The sequence below is a fragment of the Acinetobacter sp. GFQ9D191M genome, from assembly GCF_011174875.1.
Taxonomy (GTDB): Bacteria; Pseudomonadota; Gammaproteobacteria; order Pseudomonadales; family Moraxellaceae; genus Acinetobacter.
The window spans coordinates 312-10,914 of sequence record NZ_JAALGV010000094.1; the positions used below are offsets into that span (position 1 = coordinate 312).

A 10,603-nucleotide genomic window follows, 5' to 3' on the forward strand; every position below is an offset into this window, starting at 1 on the left:
GGGATTCAGCGGACGCTTACGTATATTGAACGTTATAATCGGACTATACGTTATAGCTGGCTAAGCAAGCATCTATTTGACACACTGGAAGAAGTACAAGATTATGCAACAAACTGGTTGTGGCATTACAACCATGAAAGACCACATCAAGCTAACAAAGGAAAGCCACCTCTAAGGGCTGCTTAACCTCTACTTTTAACTTCGGTTATTTATGGGAGGATTACCATAACTTAAAGCAGAATAGGGAGGCTTTAAGGATGTAAATAAGATATGTGAAGGAATTTCTTTTCGGATTTCATTTATATAGATTTGAAGAATTCTGTAGTCTCGTTCCTGCAGTTTAATTACTCGGTACGAATATTCATTTTTGATTTTTGGCTTTTTTGATCGATCATCGAACTCATCATCTGTATTTGTAATAATTAAACTAAAACTATGATTCTGAATTGATTTTTTAATAGAGTTGGTTGTTAGTAGCATAAGCTCACCAATTCTAAGACCATAGTTGAGCATGAGATGTATGATCAGAAAGTTTCTGAGTTGTACATTTTTAGATCTAAAAGGATTTAATTCATTGTATTTATTAGAGTTACTTGGTGAAATGACTGAATACAATCCTTTAATCATTTCCTGATTCATGCTCTTAAAATTATGATTTATCTCACTTTTAATTGTCTTATTGGCTTTTGAAAAATTATTTATAATTTTTTTCTTTATTGTCATATATTTATTCAAGTTTTCTTTAATTTTTTGAATTTCCTTCAACGTAAGTTGTGGCTGTGATTGCATGCTTAAGTATTCATTAATCAAGAAGTTGTAAAACTTTAAGAAGGATCTAACTCTATGACCAATTGTTGTGTAATTAATATGTTCTGAATTGCTTAGCCGTATAAGATTACTTTCAAGTTTTTTATTATTTTCTAAGTAAACAATGAAATTATCAATTTCACATTGAATGATCTCAAAATTATAGGATGTCGAATAGAACGACTCACAAAAGGACGTGGCAAACTTTTCAAACCAAAATTCATACCAAAATTTTATTGCGATTAAATCTGCATGCTGCGTAGAGATACTTTGAAATCTAAGAAATTTCATGGTGTACAGCATAGGGTACATACATGGACAGAATGAATCTAAATCAAATAAAAGAATAATTTGATTTTCGTTTGAGACTTTCTTTTCTAAATGAATTGTTTTTAAAGCAAACATAGTAAAGTTTATGAATTATTCTTAAGGTCAACATATCATATTTTATGATTGAAATAGAAATTAGTTAAGTTATTGAATCTTAGTTCAAGAAAGAAAAATATGAAGTTATTGTTAGGTGTATCGGAATTGTCATAATTAAAATTCTCAAAGGAGTAGAAAAGGCACTACCCCACAATTTTTTTCTCTCAAAATGTCATTCACTGTCATTTTTTAGTGGCAAGTACCAGGTGCAATTCTTTTTACGGTGTATTACACCGTAGATGTTTTGAGTGAGCTTAGCTGGCACCGTAAAAGTTTTGATCGACAAAATATCCAAAGTCAACTGGACTGTTAATCCATTTGCTAAACAAAACGTGAAACAGCAAATTATTGTAGTCTATATATTTTTCATAATTGTTCACGATACCTAAGTTCAGCAAGTTTTTTTCAAACTCAATGCGTTCAATGGGTTCTGATTTCACAAATGCATGGATGGATGCTTTGATTGTGGGAGGAAAATAAAGTGTCATCCTAACTACAGGACCCTGCAACGTAGCAATTCCTGAAAAACCATTTAAAACAATGACTTATTTCAATTCTGCCATCTGCAAGCGTTTTGTGGGGATGGAGGCCGGAATCATTAAAGTATCATCCTAATTTTCGCTCAACCTTGGAAAATGCTGAGAATCGTAAAAATAAAGTTTCATCCTTTCCGCTACTAGTTCAAGGCTTTCTTCCGGCCGCCGGCAACAACGCTGCTTGGCTGAGGCGATCCACTTGCGCTACCGCTCACTGATCAGATCGAACTTGAACTCGACGAGCAGCCAACCATCAGGCCGAGCGTGATCGCCAAAAAAAACGGATCATGCGAAATCCTTCGTTGAGTTTGGCGCGGGTTTTAGCAAATCAGCTGGCCCGCGATCCGGTTGAGAGTGATCCGAAGCGGTCCTTGACGACCGGCACAAATCGGCCGATTCTGTTGAAAAAGTAGCTTTAGCGGCAGCCTGCCGATCAGGTGTGCCTGCTGTCGAAGTGGCTGCAAGCCACTTCAAGTTGCCTTCCGGCGTTTCACTGAGCGTCCTTGCTCAGGTTTAAGGGTTAATTTGAGGGTTTCTGCTCGTAGCAGGCATACCTATCCCGTCAGCGGTGGCCCTTGAGGCAAAAGCTTGGCCATGCGGCGCAGGTTCTGCACCATCGCAGCCAAGGTGAATTCGTCAGTGGCACCCGTTAGGCCACGCAGTCGTAAACGGTCGAGTTTCATGATCCGTTTGAGGTGGGCGAAAAGCATCTCCACCTTCTTTCGTTCGCAGCGAGAGACGAGGTACTCCGGTGTCTTGGCGATGCGTCGAGCCACGTCGCGGGCAGCCTCATGGATGCTGCGGACGATCTTCCGATTCGGCGTGTTGGGGCAGCATTTCGCTTTCAACGGGCAGGTGGCGCAGTCGGTTTGGCTGGAGCGGTAAATGACGGTTTTGGCCTTAGTTACCCGCGACCTTTGCTGGGTGAAGGCGCGCCATTCACTGCGTAGCGGTTTGCCGGCTGGGCAGCGATATTCATTGGCGTCCTGACTCCAGTGAAAGTCGTTACTGGAGAGGCTGTCGTCCTTGCGCTCGGTCTTGTCCCACACCGGCACATGCGGTTCGATGTCCTTTTCTTCGACCATCCAGGCCAGCATCGGGGCGGTGCCATAAGCGGTATCGCCGATAAGGCGTTCCGGTGTGAGATCGAACTGCGCCTCGACACGCTCGACCATCGTCCTAGTCGAATCGACTTCGGCGGTACGGTGCGCCGGGGTAGCTTCCACGTCCATGATCACACCGTGCTCAGTGTCGATCAGGTAATTCGTGGAGTAGGCAAAAAAGGCCGGGCCACCTGGCGCTGCTGTCCAACGGGACTGAGGATCAGTGAGCGAAATTTTCTTGGGAAGAGCCTCAGCCAGCGCCTCTTCATCAAGGGCTTCGAGGTACTCGCGCACTGCGCGGCTGCTGAGCTTTGGATCGTTCCAATCGACCTCATCTCCCGCCACCCCACGTTGCCGGCTGGCATCCGCCTTAATGATGCTGGCGTCGACGGCGAAACCTTCACCCTTGACTAGGCCGGCTGCCATGCAGCGCCGCAGCACCTCATTGAATAACCAGCGGAATAGATCGCTGTCACGAAAACGCCCATGGCGATTCTTCGAGAAGGTCGAGTGATTGGGGACTTCGTCTTCCAGACCCAACCGGCAGAACCAGCGATAGGCCAGGTTCAGGTGCACCTCTTCGCACAATCGCCGCTCGGAACGAATGCCATAGCAAGTAGCCGACGACCAGCATGCGCACCATCAACTCCGGGTCAATCGAGGGACGCCCGATGGGGCTATAGAAATCTGCCAGGTAGGCACGTAGATCACTGAGATCCAAGCACTGGTCGATGCTGCGCAGGAGATGTTGGGCCGGGACGTGATCTTCCAGATTGAACGAGTAGAACAGGCGCTGCTGTCCTCCCGGTAACTGTCCCATCATGCTGTTCGCCCCCACGCTCGCTGACAAAGCAATTTTGCCAACGGCATGGGGAGGCCGCTACTTTTTCAACAGAATCGGCCGCACACAGCCATTCGGCTCAACAGAACCCTGCCTTTACCCCACCAAACTCCGGAAACTCGCCCGGTAGTCCGTCGGCTTGAGATGCACATGTTGGCTGAGGTCGCCGGGTAGCGTGAACAGGCGCGGACCGTCCCGAAACTGGAACACGCGATACAGATGGAATTGATCGCCCGCCTCCTTGGAGAATTCGAGTTCGTTGTGGCTGACCAAGAAAGACGAGCCTACCCCGCCATTGGTGGTTTTCACCTCGATGAAGCGCTCATGGGCGTCCTCTTCGAACGACAGGATGTCGAACCCCGCACCGTCTCCCTGGGTGTCGGACACCCAATCCAGCCGCTGAAAAAGCTCTGGGTGGCCGAGCTCGGTCAGGCGTTGCTGTTCGTAGCCAATCACCCACTGCTCCCCTGCCCGGCCCAGCTTGCGGTTGGCTTCATCGCGAGCGGCATAATCGAACTTTCGCGGTAGGCGTTGCCGTAGAGATGCCGGGGTACGCACAAGCACTTCACGGGCGGGTGGTTCTACCAAAGCCGCTCGGTAGGTTTTGTCACCCGGAAGTTTTACCTCCTCCAGGGCATCGACAAGAGCGCCGACCGTCTGCTGATGTTCCAGAACGTAGGCGTGTACGGATTTACGCAGCAGCAGTTGGCTGTTGCCGCGTGGCTTGTAGCCGTTGATATAGGGCAGGCCCAGGGCATCGAGTACGGCGCTAATGTTCTGGTGCTTGAGCTCGACTGAAGACTTGCTGCGACCGTTCAGCAGTTGGCGCAGTGCCTGGTTGTGCTCGGACTTGTTGTACGGCTCCCCAGCCGCCTCGGCACGCAGCATGTCGAAATAGTCTTCGACCGTGGCCAGGACCTCTTCTTCGGACCAGTCTTCGCCGATGCGAATGATGCGAAACCCGAGCCGCGTCAGCGCCGGAACGACGGTCGCCTCGCCACCGGAGAAGCTGTCAGCAGTGAGCGGGCCCTGCTCGGGAAATTGCTTGCCGAAGGCCACACCGGCGATGGCCTTGGAATCGCAATCGGTGCCGGTCTTCGGATCACGTACCAGGAAGTCGCGGGACTTGCCGTAGCCGTGGCGCGCCAGGAATTTCGTGCGGCCCAGTTGCACGAACTCATCGATGGCAGCCTGCACGGCGGCGGGGCTTCGAAGCTGGGAGAGTTGAGACACAGGGTCCTTCCTTACTGTCATGGTGTGCCGGGAACCGCCGAGCCACGAGATTATGAGTAGCCCCTGAACAGAAACGTCACGATAAAAGCCGTGAACGCCACCAGGCCCATTAAATCCCTTGCGTATTTGCAGCCCGTGCTGTCCAAACCTGTACCAGGTCCGATCAACACGCTCCAACCATTGAGGTACGAAAACACCGCCTGACCGAACAAAAAATGCGTGATAGCCGCCGCAGCCATGACGCCGGAATCGTCAGACAGGCTGTAGCTGTTGACCATTGCCCTGTACGCCTGCATCTGAAATGGCTATTGCCCTGATGGGAGCCGGCTTTTCAGCCACCGACACCAGCGATGCCGTCAATATTCTTTACCCGATAACCATGACCGTACAAGCTAACAAGGCCTGGCAAGCCAGCGGACTTAAAAAGTCTTTTTTTCTACCATCCCACAAAAAAGTTCGTGGTGGAGAAAAGATAAGCTATGCAAGGCTTTAGGAGACGTGGTTTTTCAGGATGACGAAGAACGATTCGGCGCTAGGTGCAACATAGGTGCATCGCACGAGCGCTAGGAACGGCGAAAAAAGGCGGACGTGGCGAAATCGGTAGACGCAGCAGACTTTAAAATTGGAGTGCCCGCGGGGAAATCCGCGGAGTAGAACCGCTCAAAGTCGGGGAACGCTAACGGGCAATACCCTAAGCCAATCCCGAGCCAAGCCCCTTCGGGGGAAGGTGTAGAGACTGGACGGGCGGCGCCTAAAGCCTTCGGGCAATGGCGAAGGGACAGTCCAGACCACGAACGTCATCAGACGGCGGCGAAAGTCGAGGTGGTACGAAAATCTGCTTCTCTGTGAGAGTACGGGTTCGAGTCCCGTCGTCCGCACCACAAAGCCAAACATCCCTGCGATGATCGACCTCTGGGCGTTTGGTCGTGAGCCCGCCACCCTCGCGCTACGCTTTGCGCAGGCGTCGAAGGCGATCAGGTGCGCCCATCGATTCCGTCGAGCACCATCGCTGCGAGTTCATCGCTGGTGTGTGCACCACTATCGAGAACACGGGTTGTGCATGGAAGCCGTTCCCTTGCGGCCAAGCATCGGGCGACATTCGCTAATCGCCACTCTCGAATCTCCGCATTTCGATTCGGGTCAGGATGCATGGTCTGGTTCGCGATCCGGTGACGCAATAGGTCCTCGTTGAGCGTCAGAAAGATGTGCAGCAGCTGATCGTCGATCCGCCTTACCCCGTCGAGTATCTCAGTCAGATAGTCCGGGTGCACGAGCGTCATTGGGATGATGATGTCCTGCGAGTAATTCCTTCGAATCTCCCTGACCGCCGCGATCGTAAGTCCCCTCCACAAGGGGAGATCCTGATAGTCTCCGCTCGCTGGCATGGGGACCGTTTCTTTCACCACGAACCCGATTTCCTCGGGGTCAAAGATCAGCGATTTGGAACGCCGATCGCGCAGCCGCTTAGCGAGCGTCGTCTTTCCGGCGCCGAAAGGTCCGTTGATCCAGATTATCATTGTCGACGGCCTCTAACCTGAAGGCTCGCAAGAGCGCTCGACGGCCTCGTGCGGAGGCACGATCGGAGTGGTTCCGAAATGCTTCTCAAGATAGGTGACGCCGAACGTCACGATGTCCTGCGCGTCGAACAGGTAGCACTGAGCAAAGCCCACGACACCTTCTCGATGGCGACCGAGCTTCACGTAAGCATTTGCTATAGTTTCAACCGCATCCGGCTTTCCTTCGATAGCAAAGCAATCGAGAATGCCGTTTGAATCGTAATCCGATGCCGTTTTCCAGGCGACTTCACCGTCTCTTCCAAGCATCGGCATCTCATACGTCACCCACCGTTTGTTGGGGATATCGGCAACCGCCTCGGCGTAGTGCAATGCGGTAACGGAGTTTAGCGGCGCACCCAACAGCAGGGCCTTCCCGCCAAGGCGAACGAACCGCTCGACGGGCGATCCTTCCCCCAAGGCGTGACCGAGTTCGTGAGGCTCCGTCAGCGTTTCAGCCAGCGGACCAACCGCGACCATCGATGCATCGGGGTGCGCGCTGCGCCGCGCGCCGGGGGCTTGAACCAGAAATTGATTCAGCAGGCCGAACCCACGGTAAGTCCCGGCTGTTGCGGGATCGAACGGCAGCCAGGTACGGCGGGCTTCGTCATCCAGCCGAGCGCCATTCAGAGTCTCCTCGTAGGGTGATCGGTCCCACGACGCGTATCCCATCACAGTGCCAGTCGGCCCAACCGCGGAGCGTAACGCGGCAACGACCGTCTCCGCTCCTCCTTCGACCGGACCAATCGCTTTAAGTGAGGCATGCACCATCAAGAGGTCACCGGTTTGGACTCCGAGTTTTTGAAGCGCCTCCGTTATTGCCTTCCGCGTATGCATCGCGATATCTCCTCTAAACTGCAAAACACTATACCTATCGAGATATCACTCTACTATACCTATCGAGATATATAGAGGTGGTCCCACTTGTTTGAACAACTAAAAGCGTATTTATAAGTGATATTCCGCTCTAGTTAAGCCACCTTGTTTTGTTGGGGTAGCTGATCATAGTAAAACTCATTTGGTGTCATTTTGTCTAGACTCGAATGAGGTCGTTTCAAATTATAAGAGACCTTTGCACGAAACAGCCCCTTTGCTCGAGGCATACCACCAAACCGAAAAAAAACAAAGAATGGCAATGAAATAAGCAAAACAATGGCTAAATCATGGATAAAATCTCCAAATGGTTGTTAAATTTGTGTCTATTGGCTGAGCTTACTAACCAACAGACACAATAACCCTAGGCGAGTCCGTATTTTCGTTTCAAGCTTAGGGCAGTTTTTAAATTATGCACCATGCTTGCAAGCAAAGTGCTGGTATGAAATTGCATTAACCCTAAATGACGAGCTTTGCTCATCCCATAATGCAGTTTAAAATGTCCAAAGACCCGCTCAACGGTGTTTCTAGTTTGGCTCTTTTGGGTATTATTGCGTTTTTGCTGTTCGGTTAAGGGTGTATTGCGCCATGCTCTATCATGAATATGATTTTTTATCGGTGGTTCATGCTCGGCAAGGTAGTCATCATGGGCTTGGCTTTTATACGCACTGTCAGCATACACGGCTGATTCATCATCTGTTAACAGCGTGGTAAAACATTGGGAATCATGGACATTGGCAGGGGTAGTTTCAACCTTTTTGACAAAGCTGTCTTCATCACAGTTGAGATGAATTTTAAAGCCGTAGGTGGTTTTTACTTTACCTGTACTGTCTTTTTTACTGACATAGGCGGCTTCGTTATCTTGGGTATTGTCGGTGTGTTTGCCTTTCTTAGGTCGTTTGTTTTTAGCTTCAACGATACTGGCATCGATGATGCTGACACTGCCCGCTTTGATAAAAATGTTTTGTTGGGCTAGTTGCTCATTGATTTGGTTGAACAATGGTTCAATCAGTCTAAGCTCACCTAGGTGTTTGTGGTATCGCCAAATGGTGCTATGGTCGGGTACATCATCCGTTAATGATAGGCCAACAAAGCGACGAAATAGTAAGTCTCGTGCCAGTTGTTTTTCCATGGCTGGATCCGATAGGTTATAGAGTTTTTGTAAGAGTAATACTTTAAACATGATGACAGGGTGAAAGGCAGATTCCCCACGCTCACTGCTATGAACGTGGCGTAAGGTTTGCTCGATAGTTTGCCAGTCAATTAGGTTGTGTAGTTCATCTAATTCTTCGATGGCTTTGTGAGCGTTAATGAGACTGTCTGCTAGGGAGAGTTGCCCTGTTTGTTTCCATGCCATAGTCGTGTTTTTTGCTAGGTGATTGATTTTATTGTATTATACCAATTTAATGAACTTTTGTGTGTTTATTCGTGCAAAGGTTTCTATAAACTGCTAAACTACACCCACTCAAATTAGTGGGTGTAATTAGTTTGAGTTATAAAAATCTCACAACTGAAATCGTTTGATCTATCTTAGACACCTTGTGAATACGGTGTATTAAGCCGCGAAATCTCAGCGCATTCAAAAAAACGTAATTTAATAAATTTCTCAGTGCTTGCCATTGGGCTTAGTCGTCTCTCCCTCTAACTGACTTTGCTCAGGCTTGTACGCATTTTATATGTAGATAACAATGCAAAACGTACAAACTTTAAAGTTAAGCCGTGCCACATTGATGTTTCCTTTGGCATTGGTTTTATTCGAATTTTCGGTCTATATCGGTAACGATTTAGTCCAGCCTGCCATGCTCGCGATTACCCAAGACTTTGGGGTAAGTAGTGCGTGGGCACCATCGTCTATGTCCTTTTATTTACTGGGCGGTGCTTGTGTCGCGTGGCTGCTTGGACCACTCTCAGACCGTTTAGGCCGTAAAAAAGTGTTGCTCGCAGGTGTGGCATTTTTTGTGCTGACTTGCCTCGCGATTTTACTCACTCAAAATATTGAGTCCTTTTTGGCGCTCCGCTTTTTACAAGGCGTGGGGTTATCGATGATTTTTGCTGTGGGTTATGCCGCAGTACAGGAAAGTTTTGAAGAGCGTGATGCCATTAAAGTCATGGCACTCATGGCCAATATTTCTTTGCTGGCACCGCTGCTTGGTCCTGTAGTGGGCGCGTTTATGATTGACCATGTGTCATGGCATTGGGGCTTTATTGGCATCGCCTTTTTGGCTTTTTTAAGTTGGTTTGGTTTAAAAGCCAAAATGCCTGCGACACAACAGCGTCATTCTAAAAAGCCGCTGCGCTATATTTGGGATGACTATAAGACGGTCTATAAAAATAAGACCTTTTTGGCGCTCACCTTTGGCCTACCCATGGTCGCGATGCCGTTGATGCTGTGGATAGCACTGTCACCCGTGATCTTGGTGGAAGAACTTGGCTTGAGCAGTATGCAATACGGCTTGGCACAGTTCTCCGTCTTGGGCGGTCTCATTCTGGGCAACATTGTACTGATTAAAGTCATCGACAAAATGGCACTGGGTAAAACCGTGTTACTCGGTTTGCCCTTGATGTTCATCGGTACGCTGTTGGTAGTGCTCGGCACGATTTTCCAAAGCTATTTCTTGCCGTTACTGATTGTGGGGATGACTTTGGTGAGCTTCGGTGAAGGCATTAGTTTTTCAGTGTTATACCGCTTTGCGTTGATGTCATCGGAAGTGTCCAAAGGGACGGTTGCTGCAGCCGTTTCGGTTCTGATGATGTTTACGTTCTTCTTCGTGATTGAACTGGTTCGCATAGCTTATGTGGCATTTGGTCTTTGGGCTTATAGTTTAGTCTGCCTCATTTTGATTGCACTTTGGTTTAGCTTTCCACGTGCGACCGTGAAAAAAGTGATGCAAAAACGTCTTGAGAGTGGTGTTTACTAAAATTTTATTCACTGAATTCAGCGAAGCTCACATCATAAAAAAGCGCCCATTCAAATGAATGTGCGCTTTTTTATTATGGCTTTAAATAATCCTTTTTAAAGCCAGTTTTTAAACTCAGGCTTCTATTATTAATGAAGTTTTCGGACCATTCAGGATCGTTCGATTTACTCAAAATATCTTTGAGCCAAACCTTTAATGTTTCAATTGGATAATCTGCATTTTTGTATAAGTTAATCACGGTGATAATCTGTTGATTCAGTGCTGTTGTTGAATCATTACGTGCGATCATTTCTATAAAACTCAAAATATGCAC

8 protein-coding genes and 3 pseudogenes are annotated in these 10,603 nt (G+C 48.4%); 3 read left to right on the forward strand and 8 right to left on the reverse strand.

Features of this window, described 5'->3' with window-relative positions; translation table 11 throughout:
* On the forward strand, positions 1-186 hold a 186-nt coding region (locus tag G5T77_RS13400), incomplete at its 5' end, for an integrase core domain-containing protein (RefSeq protein ID WP_166139613.1).
* 39 nt (positions 187-225) lie between these two features.
* Here the strand turns inward: G5T77_RS13400 and G5T77_RS17465 are convergent.
* The 4 genes and pseudogenes from G5T77_RS17465 to G5T77_RS13435 form a co-directional block, all read right to left on the reverse strand.
* Positions 226-1,212 (reverse strand): annotated as a pseudogene (locus G5T77_RS17465) (site-specific integrase); the annotation flags it as partial.
* A gap of 1,111 nt (positions 1,213-2,323) precedes the next feature.
* Positions 2,324-3,695 (reverse strand): annotated as a pseudogene (locus tag G5T77_RS13420) (IS1182-like element ISCfr1 family transposase).
* A 114-nt stretch (positions 3,696-3,809) separates the two neighbouring features.
* Positions 3,810-4,946, reverse strand: coding sequence for a DUF3883 domain-containing protein (locus G5T77_RS13430; RefSeq protein WP_000080860.1), 1,137 nt, complete (start codon positions 4,944-4,946; stop codon positions 3,810-3,812).
* Positions 4,947-4,996: 50 nt separating this feature from the next.
* Positions 4,997-5,224, reverse strand: a complete 228-nt coding sequence (locus tag G5T77_RS13435; RefSeq protein WP_000248278.1) for a hypothetical protein — start codon at positions 5,222-5,224, stop codon at positions 4,997-4,999.
* Positions 5,225-5,247: 23 nt separating this feature from the next.
* Between G5T77_RS13435 and G5T77_RS13440 the strand changes: the two genes are divergently transcribed.
* On the forward strand, positions 5,248-5,439 hold the full coding sequence (locus tag G5T77_RS13440) for a hypothetical protein (RefSeq protein ID WP_000951934.1): 192 nt from the start codon (positions 5,248-5,250) through the stop codon (positions 5,437-5,439).
* A gap of 481 nt (positions 5,440-5,920) precedes the next feature.
* Here the strand turns inward: G5T77_RS13440 and G5T77_RS13445 are convergent, their stop codons facing one another.
* The 3 genes from G5T77_RS13445 to G5T77_RS13460 form a co-directional block, all read right to left on the reverse strand.
* On the reverse strand, positions 5,921-6,463 hold the full coding sequence (locus G5T77_RS13445) for an AAA family ATPase (protein ID WP_000587837.1): 543 nt from the start codon (positions 6,461-6,463) through the stop codon (positions 5,921-5,923).
* Positions 6,464-6,475: 12 nt separating this feature from the next.
* On the reverse strand, positions 6,476-7,336 hold the full coding sequence (gene aac(3)-IId, locus G5T77_RS13450) for an aminoglycoside N-acetyltransferase AAC(3)-IId (protein ID WP_000557454.1): 861 nt from the start codon (positions 7,334-7,336) through the stop codon (positions 6,476-6,478).
* Positions 7,337-7,736: 400 nt separating this feature from the next.
* Positions 7,737-8,729 carry an IS5-like element ISAba23 family transposase gene (locus G5T77_RS13460; RefSeq protein ID WP_005028482.1) on the reverse strand — a complete coding sequence of 331 codons (993 nt, stop codon included), beginning with the start codon at positions 8,727-8,729 and terminating at the stop codon, positions 7,737-7,739.
* A gap of 331 nt (positions 8,730-9,060) precedes the next feature.
* Here G5T77_RS13460 and G5T77_RS13465 point away from each other — a divergent pair, with 331 nt between their 5' ends.
* Positions 9,061-10,290: an MFS transporter gene (locus G5T77_RS13465; RefSeq protein ID WP_166139611.1), complete on the forward strand. Its 1,230-nt coding sequence runs from the start codon at positions 9,061-9,063 to the stop codon at positions 10,288-10,290.
* A gap of 73 nt (positions 10,291-10,363) precedes the next feature.
* Here G5T77_RS13465 and G5T77_RS13470 read toward each other — a convergent pair.
* A pseudogene (locus G5T77_RS13470) lies at positions 10,364-10,603 on the reverse strand (hypothetical protein); the annotation flags it as partial.